Origin of the sequence: Arachidicoccus ginsenosidivorans (assembly GCF_007971385.1) — a bacterium.
In the GTDB taxonomy this organism is placed as follows: domain Bacteria; phylum Bacteroidota; class Bacteroidia; order Chitinophagales; family Chitinophagaceae; genus Arachidicoccus; species Arachidicoccus ginsenosidivorans.
In genome coordinates this window covers 1,172,070-1,190,656 of record NZ_CP042434.1, presented here as the reverse complement: position 1 = coordinate 1,190,656, position 18,587 = coordinate 1,172,070, and the positions used below count along the sequence as shown (strand labels likewise).

The 18,587-nt window shown below is 42.2% G+C and carries 19 protein-coding genes; 14 read left to right on the top strand and 5 right to left on the bottom strand.

Annotated elements, in window-relative coordinates:
- Positions 1-3 precede the first annotated feature (3 nt).
- The 13 genes from FSB73_RS04805 (at position 4) to FSB73_RS04750 (ending at position 13,689) form a co-directional block, all read left to right on the top strand.
- Positions 4-1,986, top strand: a complete 1,983-nt coding sequence (locus tag FSB73_RS04805) for a KUP/HAK/KT family potassium transporter (RefSeq protein WP_146780359.1) — start codon at positions 4-6, stop codon at positions 1,984-1,986.
- 193 nt (positions 1,987-2,179) lie between these two features.
- The gene (locus tag FSB73_RS04800) at positions 2,180-2,563 is read left to right on the top strand and encodes a DoxX family membrane protein (protein ID WP_146780358.1); all 384 of its coding nucleotides are present in this window, start codon (positions 2,180-2,182) and stop codon (positions 2,561-2,563) included.
- Between the two features lie 391 nt (positions 2,564-2,954).
- Positions 2,955-3,515, top strand: coding sequence for a YceD family protein (locus FSB73_RS04795; protein ID WP_146780357.1), 561 nt, complete (start codon positions 2,955-2,957; stop codon positions 3,513-3,515).
- A 79-nt stretch (positions 3,516-3,594) separates the two neighbouring features.
- On the top strand, positions 3,595-3,789 hold the full coding sequence (rpmF, locus tag FSB73_RS04790) for a 50S ribosomal protein L32 (protein ID WP_091395148.1): 195 nt from the start codon (positions 3,595-3,597) through the stop codon (positions 3,787-3,789).
- Between the two features lie 565 nt (positions 3,790-4,354).
- Entirely contained in the window at positions 4,355-5,311 is a 957-nt protein-coding gene (gene plsX / locus FSB73_RS04785; RefSeq protein ID WP_225974486.1) for a phosphate acyltransferase PlsX, read from the top strand.
- Positions 5,312-5,683: 372 nt separating this feature from the next.
- On the top strand, positions 5,684-6,850 hold the full coding sequence (locus tag FSB73_RS04780; RefSeq protein ID WP_146780356.1) for a glycoside hydrolase family 27 protein: 1,167 nt from the start codon (positions 5,684-5,686) through the stop codon (positions 6,848-6,850).
- A 441-nt stretch (positions 6,851-7,291) separates the two neighbouring features.
- A complete protein-coding gene (locus tag FSB73_RS04775) occupies positions 7,292-7,732 on the top strand; it encodes a GNAT family N-acetyltransferase (RefSeq protein ID WP_146780355.1) in 441 nt (146 codons plus the stop codon).
- Positions 7,733-7,735: 3 nt separating this feature from the next.
- Positions 7,736-8,830, top strand: coding sequence for an alanine racemase (locus tag FSB73_RS04770; protein WP_146780354.1), 1,095 nt, complete (start codon positions 7,736-7,738; stop codon positions 8,828-8,830).
- Between the two features lie 363 nt (positions 8,831-9,193).
- Positions 9,194-9,607 (top strand): hypothetical protein, encoded by a 414-nt coding sequence (locus FSB73_RS04765; RefSeq protein ID WP_146780353.1) that lies wholly within the window; start codon positions 9,194-9,196, stop codon positions 9,605-9,607.
- Positions 9,583-9,732 (top strand): glycine zipper domain-containing protein, encoded by a 150-nt coding sequence (locus FSB73_RS04760; protein WP_146788066.1) that lies wholly within the window; start codon positions 9,583-9,585, stop codon positions 9,730-9,732. The genes FSB73_RS04765 and FSB73_RS04760 overlap by 25 nt, the downstream gene beginning before the upstream one ends.
- A 135-nt stretch (positions 9,733-9,867) precedes the next feature.
- Entirely contained in the window at positions 9,868-10,344 is a 477-nt protein-coding gene (locus tag FSB73_RS27925; RefSeq protein WP_225974485.1) for a hypothetical protein, read from the top strand.
- Positions 10,338-13,088, top strand: coding sequence for an excinuclease ABC subunit UvrA (uvrA, locus tag FSB73_RS04755; protein ID WP_225974484.1), 2,751 nt, complete (start codon positions 10,338-10,340; stop codon positions 13,086-13,088). Before FSB73_RS27925 ends, uvrA begins: the two co-directional genes overlap by 7 nt.
- Before the next feature lie 97 nt (positions 13,089-13,185).
- Complete coding sequence (locus tag FSB73_RS04750) at positions 13,186-13,689, top strand: GNAT family N-acetyltransferase (protein ID WP_225974483.1); 504 nt, start codon at positions 13,186-13,188, stop codon at positions 13,687-13,689.
- Between the two features lie 6 nt (positions 13,690-13,695).
- On the opposite strand, the gene FSB73_RS04745 is transcribed toward FSB73_RS04750, so the two are convergent.
- Positions 13,696-13,971 carry a hypothetical protein gene (locus tag FSB73_RS04745; protein ID WP_146780352.1) on the bottom strand — a complete coding sequence of 92 codons (276 nt, stop codon included), beginning with the start codon at positions 13,969-13,971 and terminating at the stop codon, positions 13,696-13,698.
- A gap of 122 nt (positions 13,972-14,093) precedes the next feature.
- On the opposite strand from FSB73_RS04745, the gene FSB73_RS04740 reads away from it, so the two are divergent.
- On the top strand, positions 14,094-14,585 hold the full coding sequence (locus tag FSB73_RS04740; RefSeq protein ID WP_146780351.1) for a lipocalin family protein: 492 nt from the start codon (positions 14,094-14,096) through the stop codon (positions 14,583-14,585).
- A 313-nt stretch (positions 14,586-14,898) separates the two neighbouring features.
- On the opposite strand, the gene FSB73_RS04735 is transcribed toward FSB73_RS04740, so the two are convergent.
- The 4 genes from FSB73_RS04735 to prmA all read right to left on the bottom strand — a co-directional run bounded on the left by FSB73_RS04735 (position 14,899) and on the right by prmA (position 18,554).
- Positions 14,899-15,561, bottom strand: coding sequence for a YdeI/OmpD-associated family protein (locus tag FSB73_RS04735; protein ID WP_146780350.1), 663 nt, complete (start codon positions 15,559-15,561; stop codon positions 14,899-14,901).
- A gap of 146 nt (positions 15,562-15,707) precedes the next feature.
- A complete protein-coding gene (locus FSB73_RS04730) occupies positions 15,708-16,523 on the bottom strand; it encodes a M48 family metallopeptidase (RefSeq protein WP_146780349.1) in 816 nt (271 codons plus the stop codon).
- Positions 16,524-16,782: 259 nt separating this feature from the next.
- Positions 16,783-17,469 carry a glycerol-3-phosphate 1-O-acyltransferase PlsY gene (gene plsY, locus FSB73_RS04725; protein ID WP_146780348.1) on the bottom strand — a complete coding sequence of 229 codons (687 nt, stop codon included), beginning with the start codon at positions 17,467-17,469 and terminating at the stop codon, positions 16,783-16,785.
- A gap of 260 nt (positions 17,470-17,729) precedes the next feature.
- Complete coding sequence (gene prmA / locus FSB73_RS04720; protein ID WP_146780347.1) at positions 17,730-18,554, bottom strand: 50S ribosomal protein L11 methyltransferase; 825 nt, start codon at positions 18,552-18,554, stop codon at positions 17,730-17,732.
- Positions 18,555-18,587: the final 33 nt, after the last annotated feature.

Below are 18,587 nucleotides of genomic sequence, written 5' to 3'. Positions count from 1 at the left end.
CACATGAGTAAAAACAATATCAACAAGGTTTCATTAGCTGGCCTTGTGATAGCCCTGGGAATCATCTATGGAGATATCGGAACATCCCCATTGTATGTATTAAAGGCCATTCTCAACCATGATCTGATACCTTCAGGAAGATTTCCTGAACTCATAGTAGGTGGTATATCGTGTATAATCTGGACGCTGACACTCCAGACAACTATTAAATATGTCGTGCTGACTTTACGCGCTGATAACAGGGGTGAAGGCGGCATTTTTAGTTTATATGCCCTTGTCAGAAGGCAGAAAAAATGGCTGGTGGTGCCAGCCATGATCGGTGGTGCAGCCCTGCTGGCCGATGGCATCATTACGCCTCCTGTAACAGTGACTTCTGCTATTGAAGGATTGGAGCTAATACCGGCTTTTGCCGGTATTACCAGAGAAGTCATTGTGTTGATTGTCATGTCCATTATTTGTGTCCTTTTTTTTATGCAGCAGTTCGGTACTTATAATATTGGTAAATTATTCGGACCGATTATGCTGGGCTGGTTTATTATGATGGCCATATTAGGTGGAAGCCATTTGATGGATAATCTGGGCGTGCTCAGAGCATTCAATCCCTATTATGCAATCCGATTGCTCATTGATTATCCGGGTGGTTTCTGGCTGTTAGGAGCAGTTTTCCTCTGTACCACAGGGGCAGAAGCGCTCTATTCGGATCTGGGGCACTGTGGCCGAAAAAATATCTATGTTACCTGGTGTTTTGTAAAACTCTGTTTAATTCTGAACTATTTAGGACAAGGCGCCTGGCTACTCGCCCAATATAAAAACGGGACACTGGATCTGGGTCGTAATCCTTTTTTTGCCGTCATGCCGGACAGTTTTAGGTTGGTCGGCATTTTAATCGCTACAGCGGCGGCCGTGATCGCCTCCCAGGCCCTGATTTCCGGGTCATTTACTTTAATCTCAGAGGCGCTTCGGCTGAACCTTTGGCCCAAAATGAAGATCAAATATCCTTCAGAGGAAAAAGGCCAGGTATATATACCCGGGGTGAATACCTTATTATGGATTGGCTGTCTGGCCATTGTGCTGCATTTTCAGGAATCCTCAAAAATGGAGGCCGCTTATGGGCTGGCGATCACCCTTTGTATGATCAGCACTTCCATTTTATTTGCCAATTACCTGATTGGCAAAAGAGTGAAAAAGATCTGGGTGGCGCTTTACTTACTGGTGTATCTGGTCATTGAACTATCTTTTCTGGGTGCCAACCTCAATAAATTTCCCCATGGAGGATATGTGGCTATAATTGTGGGCGGCATCCTGTTCGGGGTGATGTATGTCTGGTTCCGCAGCCGCAAAATCAAAAACCGTTATGTGGAATTTGTCCGCCTGGAGCATTATGTACCCATGATTCAGGAGCTAAGCAATGACAAAACCATTCCTATGTATTCTACGCACCTGGTCTACATGACCAGTGCGAACAACCCGAAAGAAATAGAACACAAGATCATTTATTCCATCCTCAACCGAAAACCCAAAAGAGCCGATATCTACTGGTTTGTACATGTAGATATTGTAGATGACCCTTATACGACAGAATTTGTTGTTGAACATATTATCCCCAATGATATCATCCGTGTGGAATTCCGCCTTGGCTTCCGGGTTGAACAAAAAATACAGCTTATGATGAAAAGAGTCGTAGAAGAGCTGTATGCCAATAAGGAAGTAAATATTACCAGCCGTTACGAAAGCCTGGAAAGAAATAATATCAGCGGTGATTTTCAGTTTGTTGTATTGGAAAAATTCCTGTCAAATGACAACGAACTGCCCTTTTTTGAAAAGCTGATTATGCGCTATTATTTCTGGCTCAAGAAGATCTCGCTTGGGGAAGAAAAAGGCTTTGGTCTGGACTCCAGCTATGTCCAGGTGGAGAAGTTCCCACTCATTGTATCTGCAACCAGAAGCCTGCATCTTCGCCGGGTATACCCTGAAGGAGAGTCTTAGACCGCAAGCGCTATACATATCCAAACATATCTGTAGAATTTTAATACTAATTGTATCTGGAAAGGAAAAATCTTTGTAACTTACAATCGTTATTTTGGTTGTAGTGATAAGGAGTCAGGGATGGTTAGCCGCAAATTGACCAAAGAAGCCTGCCTCCCTAAGAAACAAAATATTCACTTTAAAAAGACCAGGTATGTCCAAACAAGTATTATTAAGGATTGCCCAGATCCTGATTGCCGTTCCCTTTGCCTATTTTGGTATCAGCCATTTGATGGCTGGCAGTGCAATGGCTCCCATGGTTCCCTTTCCTCCTGCGACCTTTTGGGTCTATTTTACAGGGGTGGCTCAGTTACTCGCAGCGATCGCCTTTGTATTGAATATCCAGGTCAGACTCGCCGCCTGGTTACTGGCGCTTTATCTATTGATCATTTTACTGAGTATTCAGATTCCGGGGGCGATTCATAAAACCGGAGATCCCATGATGCTCGTGAAAGATATCGGTCTACTTGGCGGTGCTATTTTGCTGGCTGCTGCTCATACACCGGGAAAAACAGTAGAGAAAAGGGATATACTCTAAGCGAATTAGTCTAAACGACCCAATAAGCATTACTGACCATAAGGCATGCAACTACCTCATAATCAGTAGAAGCTTTAAGTTAACCTAATGGCTAAAAGTTACTGCCGTTGTATTATACTAGATACTAGGGGAGATTTTGTAACAAAAAATGTTCTTTTTTGTTACAAAACAGCGCAGCCTGCTTCAAAATGGTTTCGCCCCCATTTATTACATTTACGGAGACATTTTGCCTATATTATGCGGGAATTTTGAGCGAAACAGCTAACATTGAAGTGCCTTTCCTCAATTCCTGGCGATTAAAATGCAGGGAAAGCCCAATTCCAGTGGCTTACAAAACTAATTTGTGTATTCAGATATAAATTTTTACCTTTGTGCGCCTAAATTTGAGAGAATGAATTACCGACGTGCATACGAAATCGCCTTTGTAGGCCTGAAGCCGGGAATTCATGATTTTGAATACAAGGTGGATGATCGTTTTTTTGAGCATTACGGACCGCAGGATTTTGAAAATTGTCAGGCGGAGATCAAAGTAAAGCTGGAAAAGACCACATCGCTGATCTTACTTAAGTTTGATATTTCCGGAACAGTAGATGTCCAGTGTGACAGATGCGCCAATACCATCAGCAAAGAGCTCTGGGATGAGTTTGATGTGGTGGTGAAAATGGTCGATGAGCCCGACCAGATGAACGAACAGGAGGAAGATCCCGATATATTTTATATCGGTTATCAGGAAAGCCACCTGCATCTGGCCGATTGGATTTATGAATTTGTCAATCTGAGTATTCCCACGCAACGTTTTTGCGCCGAGGATCCGGAAGACACATCCAAATGCAATCAGGAGGTCATCGAAAAACTGGATCAGATGAAACAAAGAGCCATACATCATGACTCTTCCAATGTTTGGAAGGATCTTGATAAACTCAAAGGACTAGAAGAGGAGGATCTGAATTAACAACTATAATTGTGATTTTTAATTCAGCCATTCCTTTTAAGTATAAAAACGTATAACAATTTAAAAAAACAAAATAGTCATGCCAAATCCTAAACGCAGACACTCACAGCAGCGCAGCGCAAAAAGAAGAACACATTACGTCGCTGAAGAAGTGACTTTAAGCAAAGACGCCACTACTGGTGAAACGCATGTACGTCACCGTGCACACGTCAGCGAAGGCAAACTGTATTACAAAGGCAAACTGGTTGCTGAAAAAGCGCCACTAAAAGCCTAATAATACGGCTTACAAAGCGCATTAACTTGACCGGGTTCTTAAGCCACAGTCGTGTTGAGCAGTGTCGCCTGGAGCAGTATCCAAATTGAAGCAAAGAGGATTAACAACCTCGAAGTATCAAAAGCATTAAAGCATGCATAAGGCGCAGCCTTTTGCAGGATAAAATCCTTGAAACCGTTCAACCTGGACATGTCTGGGCGATGAGCATGCAGTTTTGGCTACCACAAGCAATTGTTGTATCCAGTTTACCCCTGCAGTTTGAATGCAGTAACAGACGAAGTTTTACGGCTAGGAACACAAAATAAATATAGCCCCTTACAATCTCCTGCCAGATAGCGGGTAGGTTGTAAGGGGAAATAATTTGGTGAGTTTAAGCAATTTTGTAATTTCGCAAGACGGGACAACGCCGCTTTTTAAACAGTAAAACCTTCGTGAAACTAGGGCAAATACTGAAGATAGAGCCGGTTGTTGATCTTGTTCAATAACAATGGAGGTCGACTATTTATTGCAGTATAATTATAGATAGCAACCCCAAGTTATGTCCAATTAAACAAAAACCTGAAACGTGTCTGACATCAACATTGGAATAGATATGATGGGTGGCGATTATGCCCCCTCTGAAGCTGTAAAAGGCATTGCGCTGTATCTTAACGATGACTCAAAAACATGTCTGATTTATTGCATCGGAAATGAAGCTGAAATCCAGCCACTGCTGGATAGCTGCGGCATTGCCGGTGATCCACGTATTAAGGTGGTGCATGCACCTCAGGCAATCGGATATAACGAACATCCTACCAAGGCCCTGAAAGAAAAACCCGATTCTTCTATCGGCATCGGTTTTCATTTACTTTCTACCGGGAAAATACAGGCTTTTATCAGTGCCGGCAATACAGGCGCCATGCTGGTGGGGGCGATGTATACCATCAAAACTGTTGAAGGCGTCCTTAGACCCACCATCCCGACACTGGTGCCCAAACTCAATGGAACCAACGGCTTGTTACTGGACGTAGGCCTAAATGCAGATTGCAAACCCGAACAACTCAATCAATTTGCCATTTTAGGCAGTGCTTATGCCAGCAATGTGCTGCAAATTGACAATCCAAAGATTGCCTTACTCAATGTAGGTGCTGAGGCTGAAAAGGGTAATTTGTTATGCCAGGCTACCTATCCGCTACTAAAAGACAACGAAGCCATAAACTTTGTCGGCAATATTGAAAGTCGCGATCTTTTTAAGGATCAGGCAGATGTCATCGTTTGTGACGGTTTTACAGGGAATATTGTTTTGAAAATGGCTGAATCCATTTATGAGATTGCAGCGGAAAGACAGTTGGAAAATGATGCCTTCCTTAGCCGTTTCCATTATGAAAACTACGGTGGTACTCCCATCTTGGGCATAGACAAACCCGTCATCATTGGTCATGGTATCAGTAATGACCGGGCATTCAGCAATATGATTATACAGGCAGAGCAAATGATTGCCTCCGACTTTTGTGCCAAGATCAAAAGCATTTTTAAGGCTTAAAAGGCATTACTTGGTTGAATGGCGTAAAAGGATGAAAGAATCGGGGCATCAAAACATTTGCCATCTACCTTTATTACGCCCAAAGCTTATCAATTTTAACTTCCTATCCCTTCCTATCCCTTCCTATTTCTTCCTATTTCTTCCTATTTCTTTGTACGTTTTTGTTTATTGTACACCTCTAAGTGAAATGAGTAGATAGTTGCCAGCTATAGCGACCAGCTTTATTAGTCAACTGAAGTGATTAACGGCCTTTTTGCAGTTATATCGTGCTGCTCTGGTCAAAAACCTTTATTTTCGAGGTCACCAAAGAAAGTTTTGATGCAACAACAAGTGAGCCTTTTTTCTGCAGCAGGTCTAAAATCCTTCCGGTTTATGCTTCTATTCATGTTTTTGGGTCTGCTGCCCGGCTTTATAACGCTACTGCAGGCACAAAAAGTAAAAATCAAACCTCCTACTATGGGGTGGTGCAGCTGGTATCAGTATGACGTACGTATCAGCGCAGACAAGATCGAGGCCCAGGCAAAGGCTTTAAAAACTTCGGGGCTTTTTGCAGCGGGGTACGACTATGTCAATATTGATGATGGATACTTTGAGGGAAGGGCCGCGGATGGCAGATTACTGGTGGATAAAACCAAGTTTCCTAAAGGGATGAAAGCGACCGTGGATTATATTCATCAGCTTGGCATGAAGGCCGGTATTTATTCCGATGGAGGACAAAATACCTGTGGTTCTATCTGGAATAATGATAAGAAGGGTATTGGGGTGGGGCTTTATGGACATGTTGCCCAAGATGGGCTGCAATTTTTTAAGGATTGGGGCTTTGATTATATAAAAGTAGACTGGTGCGGTGGTAAAGTATTGCAGCTAAATGACAGTGCCACTTATCTACATATAATTGACACCCTGCGCCAGATCAAACCAGATCTGGTCTTCAATCTCTGCCGTTGGCAATTTCCAGGTACCTGGGCCATTAAAGCGGCAGACAGTTGGCGGTTTTCTGCTGATATCCATAACAACTTTAAAGAGATTCAAAATATTATAGATTTAAATGCCAACCTATGGCAGTATGCCAGCCCGGGCCATTACAATGATATGGATATGTTACAAGTGGGACGTGGGATGAGCTATGACGAAGATAAAACACATTTTTCGATGTGGTGTATGTTGACTTCGCCTTTAATGATCAGTTGTGATCTGCAGCATATTAGCCAGCCCTCCAAAGAAATCCTGACCAATAAAGAGCTCATCGCCATCGATCAGGATAATGGCTTTAAACAAGCCAGAAGACTCATCCAACAGGCGGGAGGCAATATAGATGTCTGGGTAAAGCCATTGGGTAAAAAAGGTAAACAAAAGGCCATTGCAGTTATGAACCGTGCAGATACAGTTGCGTCCTACAAGCTAAGTGCGGCCCTCATTGGCCTGAAGCCCGATCAAAAAGTAAGAGACCTCTGGGAGCATAAAGATAGGGGCGCTATCCAGGAGCTCGGCAATTTACAGTTACCCCCACATGGAATCGTTGTGTTAAAAACATATTAAAGTGTAAATATGCCCTATAGGGCAGTCAACGCATCACTCAAATAAAAACTATTTTTTTAAGGGAATGACTCCGGATCTATTCAATCACCCGGGTGTCTTTTTTATGATTTCAGGTAATGTTTATTTTGTTGTAAACCAATAGAATATGACTGTATATTGCCTTCATTAGACCCATTAAAATTAATTTTCGTAACTTTGCGGAGCAATTGAGACTATGCGTCCATCATAACGAAAGACTTATTGCAGGATTTAATTTAAGATAAGCCTTAAGGCTGGGCTTCGGTTTATCATTTTTTCAGCATCACGCTCCTTACAATTTTTCTCCCAGCATCTACGCATTATGTGCATTTAATGGGTTGTTTGTAACAACCGGCATCTTGCAATTTTATTTTTAGGCAGCGTGCTTTTAACAAGCGGTAGCAATAGGCTGCCTATATTATCATGAAAGATACACGTGTAATTACTCCAGAGGAAAAATTATCCGCTCAGGAACTAACCAAGTTAAGCGCATTTCTATTTGAACATTTAGAACAGTATGGTGATGAGCGAACTGCTATTGAAAAAGCAATTCTTTATGCCAATTCAAAGGATACGCCCGGTGGTTATCTGATTGAAGTACTGGAAGACGGTGTGTTAGTGTCAGCTGCAGTGATCAACAAGACCGGAATGGGTGAATATATACCGGAAAATATTCTGGTTTACTTAGCCACGCATAAGGATAAGCGCGGCCAAGGCCTGGGCAGTCAGTTAATGCGTCAGATGGTAGACCTGGTGACGGGCGATATTGCCCTACATGTAGAACCTGAGAATCCGGCAAAGCGACTTTACGAGAAATTCGGGTTTAGCAACAAGTATTTAGAAATGCGTTTAATTAAAAAATAATCCATGGCTTTTATAACACTAAACCAGAAGAAACTTAAAGAGAATTACGGGAAGCTGGATGCATTATTTAAAAGCAAGCAAATAGATTGGGCCGTTGTCAGTAAACTGCTTTGTGGTAACAAAAAGTACCTGGAAGCAGTCATTGAACTGGGGGTTACCCAGATCTGTGATTCCAGGGTGACCAACTTAAAAGCCATCAAGGCTATTAATCCAAATATCGAAACGGTTTTTATAAAACCGCCAGCCAAAAGATCCATAAATGGTGTCGTTGAATTCGCGGATATTAGTTTTAATACAGAACTTCAGACCATAAGGCTGCTTTCAGCGGCCGCTGTCAGAATGGGTAAGATCCATAAAGTCGTCATTATGATAGAGCTGGGCGAGTTGCGTGAAGGCGTTATGCGTGAGCATTTAGTGGATTTTTACAGCGATATTTTTAAATTGCCCGGCATCGAAGTGATAGGTATTGGCACCAATCTTACCTGCATGTATGGCGTACTACCCAATCACGACAAACTGATACAGCTCTGTATCTATAAACAACTCATTGAAACAAAATTTGATCGAAAGATACCTTATGTATCAGGCGGTGCCTCCGTTACCATACCGCTGATTGAAAACGGCCTCTTGCCGGCAGGGGTGAATCATTTCAGGGTGGGGGAGACTTTATATCTGGGTACGGATGTATATAATAATACCACCTTTGCTGAGATGCACAATGACGTCTTTAAACTATATGCAGAAGTCATTGAGGTCAACGAAAAGCCCATGGTACCTATGGGTGAACTAGGCCATAATCTTTCCGGAGAAGTACTGCAGTTTGATCAAAATAACGCCCAGGAAAGTACCCATCGGGCAATTGTGGATGTAGGCTTGTTGGATATCGAAGCAGACCATTTTAAGCCCGTAGATCCGGATATGCAAATCGTAGGCTCCAGTTCAGATATGACTGTTATAGATTTAGGGATGAATAATAAAGGGGTAAAAACAGGCGATCTGATAGAATTTAAAATGGACTATATGGGCATTCTTAGGATCATGCATTCAAAATACATTGACAAGAAGTTTGAATTTGAAGTAAAACCCTATGAAGCCTGATAATGGCTTACTTTGGCAAAAAGAGAAGAATTTTTAACAACAATGAAGCATAATATTTTAATTTATAATGAGTTGAATATGAATGTTTTTTGAAGGCAGCCAAGGGCTGCCTTCTTTCATAGTGCTCTTGGTATGCTTTTTGAATTTTATGGATTACTTGGTTGATTTTTCTTAAAAAAAGCAGGGGTTAACCTTTGTAAGAGAAATGAATCAAAGTGGATATTTTCATCAAAAGAAATAAATTATGAGTGCAATAAAGCATAAACAGCAGCTTAGTTTCCCAGCAAGTAAACAAACAGAGGCGTCTAAAGCCAAGATGGTCACCATGGATAGATCGTTATGGGCACAGCAAACACGGTTTAAGTGGATTTTTGGTTGTCCGTTCTTATCAGTGCCGCATTTCTACTTGCTTCTTGTAAGAATAATGGCCAAAATAAGGCAGCACTTAACCCTTCTGACACAGCAGGTCTGGCCGCTTTTAATGCACAAAAGACCGCTGATTCTCTAGCAGCGCTAAGCAGTGAACAGCCGTCACAGGCTGCAAACAGTGAACAACGCAGTTCCAGCCAGGCTTTTACAAGTGCGAATGATCAGGGAAATGATGAGTCGTCAGGAGCTGTAAAATCTGTGAATGATGATAACGGAAAGTATGTAGATGACAATAGTGCCGGCGCAGTGGCAGGAGATGACGGGGGACAGAAGCAACTACGGCCAAAAAGAAAAAATTCAGCAATGCCGCTAAAGGCGCGCTTATTGGTGCCGGATCTGGCGCGGTAATAGGCGCAATCGTTGATAAAAAGAATCGTGGACTGGGCGCAGTTATTGGTGCAGCTGTAGGCGGCGGAGCCGGTTACGGTATTGGTAAACATAAAGACAATAAAAAAGCGAAAGAAGGACAATAAATTGATACAATTTAGTTTGGTAAGGGCCTGATCTGTAACGGATCAGGCCTTCGTTTTTGGGGAAAATCAAAATATTTTAATTCTTATAAAAATTTTAGTAGAAATTGTTTGATTTTCCATTAATTTTGGTGATATATGACCAAGTTGAAAAAGAAACCCGCCGAAGCTTTGACGGCGGTCACTAAAAATAAAAAAAAGGCCGCACAAACCATTGTTTTACAGGACGGCCCTACAACATTAGACGTCTTTGGCGCCAGGCAGCATAATCTAAAAGATATTGATATCCAAATTCCTAAAAACAGGATGGTGGTTTTTACTGGCGTCTCTGGCAGCGGTAAATCTTCACTGGCATTTGATACGATTTATAATGAAGGCCAAAGGCGGTATATGGAAAGCTTTAGTGCTTATGCCCGCCAGTTTATGGGTGATATGGAAAGGCCGGACGTGGATAAGATTACCGGACTGAGTCCGGTAATCTCTATAGAACAGAAGACAACCAATAAAAATCCCAGAAGTACGGTAGGTACCGTAACAGAAGTGTACGACTTTCTAAGGCTGTTTTTTGCTCGCGTGGCGGAAGCCTATAGCTATAATACGGGCAAAAAATGGTGAAGTTCAGTGAAGAAGAAATTGTGGCCGATATCTATTTGCGCCAAAAAGGCCAAAAGGCTGTTATCCTGGCACCTGTAGTAAGAGGCAGAAAAGGCCACTATAGAGAACTCTTTGAGGAAATTAGAAAAAAGGGCTTTGTAAAAGTTCGGGTAGATGGTGTTATTTTGGACTTGAAACCAGAAATGCAGGTCGACCGGTATAAAATCCACGATATTGAGATTGTCATTGACCGGATGAAAATAACCGATGAGATGCAGCCAAGGCTGTCTTCCAGTATTCAGCAGGCGTTAAAGCTGGGCAAAGACCTGGTCTTTGTGTTGCTGGGAGATAAGGAAGTCTTGGCGCAGTATTCCAGGCAGCTTGTCTGTGCAGATACCGGTATCAGTTATGAGGAGCCATCTCCTAATTCATTTTCCTTTAATTCTCCCTATGGTGCCTGTCCCCAGTGCAAGGGACTGGGTGAAATATATGCAGTGAGTGAACAACTGGTATTACCGGATAAAAAACTCAGTATCAAAAAAGGCGGATTGGCGCCGCTTGGAGAAGAGCGTAGTGCCAGCGTCTATCAACAAGTCGTTCAGTTTAGCAAGAAGCACAAGATCGCGCTGGATAAACCCCTGGAAACACTCAGTGAGAAAGCATTGGATTTGTTACTATTTGGCGATGGAGACGCCGTGCATAGTTATGATATAGACGGGCAGGATGATTCCATCCCACAGGTCTATACGGGGACCTATGAAGGCATGGTTCCCATGCTGAAAAGATGGTTTTCTTCCTCTGGCAGTTCTGATCATTTAAGAGACTGGGTGGCTGGATTTATGGAACTTCGACCCTGCTCTATGTGTGAGGGACAAAGGCTCAAAAAAGAGAGTCTCTGGTTTTTAATTGACAGACATAATATCGCCCAGCTAGGGGATATGGATCTGGAAGAACTCGCCGGCTGGTTTACCGGCCTGGAAAAACGACTCTCCAAAAAACAAAATATCATTGCCAAGGACATCTTAAAAGAGATCCGGGAAAGATTGCAGTTTTTGTTGGATGTCGGGCTTACTTATCTGACCCTGAACAGGCCGAGCCGAAGCCTCAGCGGTGGCGAAAGCCAGCGCATCAGACTGGCTACTCAGATTGGTTCTCAGTTGCAAGGCATTACCTACGTACTGGATGAGCCTTCCATTGGACTGCATCAAAGAGATAATCACAGGTTGATCACTGCCCTCCAGCATTTACGCGATATTGGCAACAGTGTACTGGTGGTTGAACACGACAAGGATATCATGCTGGCCTCTGATTATTTAGTAGATATTGGCCCCAGAGCTGGATCACATGGCGGAGAAATCGTCTTTTCAGGAACGCCGAGCGAGGCATTACGCGCGCATACAGAAACGGCGCGTTTTCTAAACGGGGAAACGGCCATTGAACTTCCGCCGGTCAGAAGACCGGGCAATGGAAAGTTCATTGAACTTAAAGGAGCCACGGGCAATAATCTAAAAAATGTTCAGCTCACCCTGCCACTGGGAAAACTAATCGTTGTAACAGGAGTGAGTGGGAGCGGTAAATCGACCCTGATTAATGAAACCCTGTATCCGATATTATCCAGGCATTGTTATCATTCAAAAATGACACCCTTGCCTTATAAATCGGTTAAAGGGCTGGAAAATATTGATAAAGTTATCGAGATAGACCAATCGCCTATTGGCAGAACACCTAGAAGCAATCCAGCCACCTATTGCGGTTTTTTCACCGATATCAGGCAGCTATATGCAGCTGTGCCCGAGGCCAAAATCCGCGGTTATGCACCCGGTAGATTCTCCTTCAATGTCAAAGGAGGACGCTGTGATGTTTGCGAAGGCGGCGGAATGCGGGTAATTGAAATGAACTTTTTGCCAGATGTCTATGTACCCTGTGAAAAGTGTGGTGGCAAACGCTACAACAGAGAGACACTGGAGATCCGCTATAGAGGTAAATCTATCAGTGATGTACTCAATATGACCGTAGATGAGGCAGTAGAGTTTTTCCATGCCGTGCCTTCCTTATTTAGAAAAGTAAAGACCCTGCAAGATGTTGGTCTTGGTTACATCAGCCTGGGGCAATCAGCTGTAACGCTCAGCGGTGGTGAGGCGCAGCGTGTAAAGCTGGCAACAGAGCTGGCCAAAAAGGATACCGGCAAGACTTTTTATATACTCGATGAACCCACAACGGGACTTCATTTTAGCGATATCCGCCAATTAATGCATGTCATGGATAAACTGGCAGACAAAGGCAATACAGTCCTGATTATTGAGCATAATCTGGATGTGATTAAAGTAGCCGATCATATTATCGATCTCGGGCCAGAAGGCGGTAAAGGAGGTGGCCGGATTTTATTTGAAGGAACACCAGAACAGATGGTTCATTGCAAAGAAAGTTTTACAGCCAAGTTTTTAGAAGCAGAACTGCGTAGTACACCGGTTCGCCAGCCAAAAGAAGGAGAAAAGGCAAACCGGGACACCAAGAAAAGTAGTGCAGCTGACAAGAACACAAAAGTGGATAAAAACAAGGCCATTGCTAAACAAACAAAACAGAACTCGAAGAAAACAGCAAAAGCAGATAAAAAACAACCCGTTACGACTACTGGCAAAGAATTAGGCGCAAAATCAATATCAAAGCCCAAATCAAATGGCAATTCAAAGCCTGAACAATTGAATACAGCGGGGAAAAAGATAAAAAGTGGGCGGGCGACAGGAAAGAAACCTGGAATAAAATAAGGCAATTTTTTGCATTGAGTAGAAAATAGGTCAAACAGCTACAACAGCCAGTCAACTACTTGAAAAGTTTGCGGGTGTGGTTAGAAAATTATTCGATATGACTGAAATGATTACAAAGAGTAAACAATCAGATTTTAAGGATATTTATGAAATTATTAATGACGCTGCGGTAGCCTATAAGGGGATCATCCCGGCGGACAGGTGGCATGAACCTTATATGAGCGAAGATGAATTGCAAAAGCAAATAGCTGATGGTGTTCAATTTTGGTGCTATCACAAACAAGGTACAATCATCGGCGTCATGGGGATTCAGGATAAATCGGACGTTACCCTTATTCGTCATGCCTATGTAAGGACAGTAGCCCGCAATAAAGGGATCGGGCGCAAACTATTAGAACATTTATCCACACTTACGGAAAAGCCCACATTAATAGGCACTTGGGCAGATGCGACTTGGGCGATTAACTTTTATCAGAAAAACGGTTTTAGGCAGGTGGCCTTTGCGCAAAAGGAGCAGTTGTTACGCAAATACTGGAACGTTCCGCTTCGCCAAATTGAAACCTCAGTTGTTCTTGCAAGTAATAATTTTGACAAAACCTGATAAAAACTAGTAATACAAAATACACCAAAGCACAAAATAAGTGTCGAGCATAAGAAAATCATCCAGGTGAAACCCTGGATAATTCTTATGCCTTTTGGGAATTTTTGCATAGGACAGCCACTGCCCCGAAAAACAAGGTTGTTTTATTTTCAGGACAGATTGATGCTGAGCAGATCTTATCAATTGGATATTTGTATTTAATTCATTAATTTGCAGCCACTTGCCGTTAAAAGTGATTTCCTGCTTCCTGGCATGGCAAGCGTCATTGTAGCAGTAAGACATGGGATTGATTTGCGTATAAATCCGTTTTATGGATATGATGACTTAGCGTAAAGCTGTACAAAGCAGTACAAAGGATAGGGCGCAATGTCTATTTTTTAATTTAAAACATACAACAACTAAAGATGAAGACCCTTTTTATTGGATTGGTTGCACTAGCGATGATGACCGGCTGCAGCAAAGAAGACAAAACACCTGAGAAAAGCCAAGATTATGCAACGCTCATCCAGGGCAACTGGGAGATTACTGGCGAAACCGTGACAGTATATGATGCAGATAATCAGGTAATCAAAACTGAACCAGTTGAGGAAGGCATAGGCATTAAATGGACCCTTCAAGATGGGAAAATTACCTCCAGAGAAGGTGATGGCGAAGGTGATGAAAGTGGTGAGGTACATTCAGGCACCTATGTTCTGAATACAAAAGTCAATCCACCTACTATTCAGATCAGCGAAAACGATGGCGACGAACCAGATATGACACTGCTGAATATTACCACACTAAATAATACAAATATGGTGTTGGAACAATTAGAAGATATAAGTGGATTGCCGGATACAGACGAACTCCAGGGAGCCGATCATGCAGTCATTAAAATTACTTTGATCCGTGATTGATTATTGGATTTGATATAAATAGCATCTGACCGGGCCAAAACTGAAACAGCCTGTTTCTGTTTTGACTTGCAATTATAGCATTAGCTTGATCCATAAAAGTCATAAAGCACTACTGCCTTATTTTTTGGTAATCCATATGCACACTGCATTTTTTGCTGAGCATCAATAAATAAGGTAGCTGGAGATAGCAGCAGGCAGTCAGCGTATGGCAGGTCTATAAATTAAAAAGAGTGCCAAGAATTAATTTTAGTGAAGACTAAAGTTAATTCTTGGCACTCTTTTATTATTTCAATTTAAACTCCTTGCAAATAACCTATTTTTCGATAGGGTTCTTCTTGCCGGCCAGTAGCTTTTCTAAAGTCGAGGCCAGGCGTTTTTGTTTGGTATCACTGCGTTTTGCCCCTTCAATCCAGGTCACATATTCCTTCTGATTGGCAGAAGGCAAGGAGCTGAAAAATTCTTTGGCCTTATTATGCTTTACAAAAAGCGCATCCAGTTCCGCTGGGATGATAGATAACTTCTTATCAAATCCTTTCGCTCTGGGTGTTTTAGTTGCAATAGAGGCTGCTTCTGCTGGTTCTTCTACCTGTACCTTTGTGAACTTTACGGCACCCCAGACATTGTCCAGAACAATTTCCTCTTCGCCTTTTTCGTAGCTGTTTTTACTGAGTATTTCCCAGCAGTCCACCCGGTTCAGATCACTGACAATCTTACTGGAAGATTTAGGATAGGCGATCCAGACTTTACTTGAACTATGCAAGGCAGGGAACACATCTTTAAGAATAGAGCAAAGTTGTTGATGATTGATCGCAAATACCAGCGCAAAATCAATCTTCTTATTCTTTAATAAAGGGGTTACATTTTTACTGAAAGAAATCTTCGCGAATTGTTTTTCTATAGAAGAAGGTAAGCCTTGTATAAGTATATTCTTTTCGTTAGTTAATTGAAATTGCTCGTACAAATCTTGATGGGACATTCCTTAACTTTGGTTTAAGGTTAAAAAAACAAATACAGGCAAAATTACACTATTTAAGGTAAAAAATCGGTATAATCCAGCCCCAGGGCCAAAGTTGAACAACATTTTAACTTTTGAACGGTCGTTATTTTTGCAAAATTCCTATCTTAACGGGCTTTGTAATAGCGTTCAGCCTCAGGCATTAACCGCTTAATATCGGCGATTCTGGTGGCATTTGTGGGGTGACTGCGCAGCAGTGTTGGTGTATTGTCTGCACCACCCATTTTTTCCATTCTTTCCCAAAAAGCGATCGCTTCCTGGGGATTATATCCCGCCATAGCAGCAAAAATAAGCCCATAATGGTCTGCTTCTGACTCCTGTTTTCTGGAATTAGGTAAAATCACACCCATCTGCGCGGTAGGCGCATAAACCGCATTAAATACATTGGACGCCATCTTGTTTTTACCATTTGCGAGCACAGAGCTGACCAGAGACCCGCCAATGGAGGCGGCCTGCTGCTGGCTGACTCTTTCCTGACCATGATGTAATACTGCGTGCGCGATTTCATGGCCCATCACTATCGCAAGGCCAGTCTCATTTTGAGCGACCGGCAATAAGCCCGTGTAAACCACCACTTTACCTCCTGGCATACACCAAGCATTGACATCACTGGACTGCACCAGATTAAACTCCCATTTATAACCGCTTAATTCGCTGGATAAGCCCTTTTGGGCATAATACTTAGTGATGGCGGCAGCGATTCTTTTGCCCACCTTTTGGACAACATCATAATCCTTTTTATCCGCAGCAGCGGTCACAACCTTATTTTTAGAGAGAAAATCTTTGTATTCTGTCAGGGCCTGAGATTGAAGGTCCGTTTCTGAGGTCAGCATCAGTTGACTGCGACCAGAAATTGCATTACGCGTACAGCCAAAAAGCATGATAATGCCTAAAGTGCTAAGAGACAGTTTTTTAAGTAACATAAGACTAAATTTAAGACAGTAAAAACAGATGTAATTAGTTGAACCCGATTTTTGTTGGCAAAGCATACCATCAGAAAACAGGTTAAATGTTAAAACCAATATCCATACCAAAATGGAGGTTGTTGTACAAGTAAGCGATTGTGAATTGCCGTTTAGATAAGTTTTAAAAGCAATTATAAGGGCAATTGGGGAAACAACTGTAATTGTAACAAGCTAATAGACAGAATCCAAGGTCATTTACAATCCCTCACCCGCAGCACTAAGCATTTTCGCTGTCAGGTTCATTTTTTTGGCTACCGCGCCGGCGATTTCTGCGACGATCCCGGAATTTAAGGATGGGAACTTTACTTTCTGTACCTTTTAGAATACGATTGATATTTTTTTGATGCGTCAGTACCAGCATCAGAGCTACCGCAATTGAAAATATCCTGTAGAAAGTTGAATCATCATTAAATATAAAAAGAATCAGCACTGCAAAGGCAACGCCAGATAGAATAGAACTAAGTGATACAAAACGGGTTAGATATAGTACTAAAACAAAAACGCCCACACAAAGACCCGCTACTGCTGGCTGAATGGCCAGGATCATTCCAAATAAGGTAGCCACACCCTTGCCACCTTTAAAACCTGCCCATAATGGGAAGATATGACCCACAACAGCAGCAAGTCCGAGACCAATCATCAGGTTGGTGCGTTGCATACTGTCATGCAATGCATATTTTTGCAAGGTAAATACCAATAAAGCAGCCGCCGCCCCCTTTGATACGTCCACCAGCATGACAATAGATCCCCATTTTGGTCCCAGCACCCTAAAGGTGTTTGTGGCACCAGCATTTCCACTGCCGTATTCACGTATATCAATACCAAAAAAGTGTCTGCTCACCCACACAGAGGTAGGAATAGAGCCAAGCATATAGGCTACCAGTAAAAGTAATATCTCTTGCATTAATAGCTTTTCGTCAGAAATAGTGAATCACAAATATAACAGGTAATTGTCAATTATAGACAAGATCGATGAAAATTTGGGATTTATGAAGTATGGATGATATCGTTTTAAGACAATTTAACAAAAAAATATAGTTGTGTTTAAAGCATTTTAGATGTTTATAAACGCACTATAAAATGGTCAACAGCATGATCGCTTTGGTATCCCGCTTGGTCAAGCCCTTTATAGCGAACGATACCTACTTAAAAATGTGGGTGCAATCACATTTTTCTAAAATGCATTGCAATCCACTGTGCTTTATTCACAGTGGTCAGGTAAGTAAGTCCAAGCTCTGTAAATAAGGCTTTAATATCCGGTTCATCTTCCTGCAAGAGCCCGCTAACCAGCAAATCTCCTTTTGGGAGCAAAGAATCAGTAAGTATTTCCCCGTTGGCAATGATGACATTTTTATTGATATTAGCCAGTATAATCTCAAACTTGCTACCGGTAGCAGCTGTATGTGCTTTACTGACTGTGATATGGTGACAGTTGTTGCGCAAAATATTTTCAGTGGCGTTTTCAATGGACCAATCATCATTATCTAAGGCAATAATATCTTTGGCGCCCAGCTTATTGGCTAAAATGGCTAAGATGCCCGTGCCCGTCCCAAAATCCAACACCTTTTTACTCGCCCATTGCAAATTACGCATCTGGGCTACCATCATATAGGTTGTGCCGTGATGACCGGTGCCGAAGCTCATTTTGGGCATAATCACGATTTCAAACTCCGTATTGAACTTATCCTGATGAAAGTCAGCCCGGATCGCTACAAAGTCATCCACTACAACAGGCTCAAAATTAGATTCCCAAAGTGCATTCCAGTTTTGTTGATTGACGACTTGGTCCTTATAAGGGATTTCATACGGGGCCAACAGACTTTTCAATAAAGGCTCATCAAAGCTGTCTTCATCAATAAAGGCCTTTAGTGTTTGACCGTCCTCCAATTCCTCAAAGCCGCTATAACCCGCTTCAGACAAAAGACCTACAAAAAGATCCAATTGTCCTGGTTTTAATCCATTTATCTCTATTTCCCTGAAAGAATTCATCTTGTTTATTTTATGATTGCGGCCTTGGATATT

Coding starts and splice junctions, on each gene's coding strand:
- FSB73_RS04805 (WP_146780359.1), top strand. CDS start 4: ATGAGTAAAAACAATATCAACAAGGTTTCATTAGCTGGCCTTGTGATA.
- FSB73_RS04800 (WP_146780358.1), top strand. CDS start 2,180: ATGTCCAAACAAGTATTATTAAGGATTGCCCAGATCCTGATTGCCGTT.
- FSB73_RS04795 (WP_146780357.1), top strand. CDS start 2,955: ATGAATTACCGACGTGCATACGAAATCGCCTTTGTAGGCCTGAAGCCG.
- rpmF (WP_091395148.1), top strand. CDS start 3,595: ATGCCAAATCCTAAACGCAGACACTCACAGCAGCGCAGCGCAAAAAGA.
- FSB73_RS04780 (WP_146780356.1), top strand. CDS start 5,684: ATGCTTCTATTCATGTTTTTGGGTCTGCTGCCCGGCTTTATAACGCTA.
- FSB73_RS04775 (WP_146780355.1), top strand. CDS start 7,292: ATGAAAGATACACGTGTAATTACTCCAGAGGAAAAATTATCCGCTCAG.
- FSB73_RS04770 (WP_146780354.1), top strand. CDS start 7,736: ATGGCTTTTATAACACTAAACCAGAAGAAACTTAAAGAGAATTACGGG.
- FSB73_RS27925 (WP_225974485.1), top strand. CDS start 9,868: ATGACCAAGTTGAAAAAGAAACCCGCCGAAGCTTTGACGGCGGTCACT.
- uvrA (WP_225974484.1), top strand. CDS start 10,338: ATGGTGAAGTTCAGTGAAGAAGAAATTGTGGCCGATATCTATTTGCGC.
- FSB73_RS04750 (WP_225974483.1), top strand. CDS start 13,186: ATGACTGAAATGATTACAAAGAGTAAACAATCAGATTTTAAGGATATT.
- FSB73_RS04745 (WP_146780352.1), bottom strand. CDS start 13,971: ATGTCTTACTGCTACAATGACGCTTGCCATGCCAGGAAGCAGGAAATC.
- FSB73_RS04740 (WP_146780351.1), top strand. CDS start 14,094: ATGAAGACCCTTTTTATTGGATTGGTTGCACTAGCGATGATGACCGGC.
- FSB73_RS04735 (WP_146780350.1), bottom strand. CDS start 15,561: ATGTCCCATCAAGATTTGTACGAGCAATTTCAATTAACTAACGAAAAG.
- FSB73_RS04730 (WP_146780349.1), bottom strand. CDS start 16,523: ATGTTACTTAAAAAACTGTCTCTTAGCACTTTAGGCATTATCATGCTT.
- plsY (WP_146780348.1), bottom strand. CDS start 17,469: ATGCAAGAGATATTACTTTTACTGGTAGCCTATATGCTTGGCTCTATT.
- prmA (WP_146780347.1), bottom strand. CDS start 18,554: ATGAATTCTTTCAGGGAAATAGAGATAAATGGATTAAAACCAGGACAA.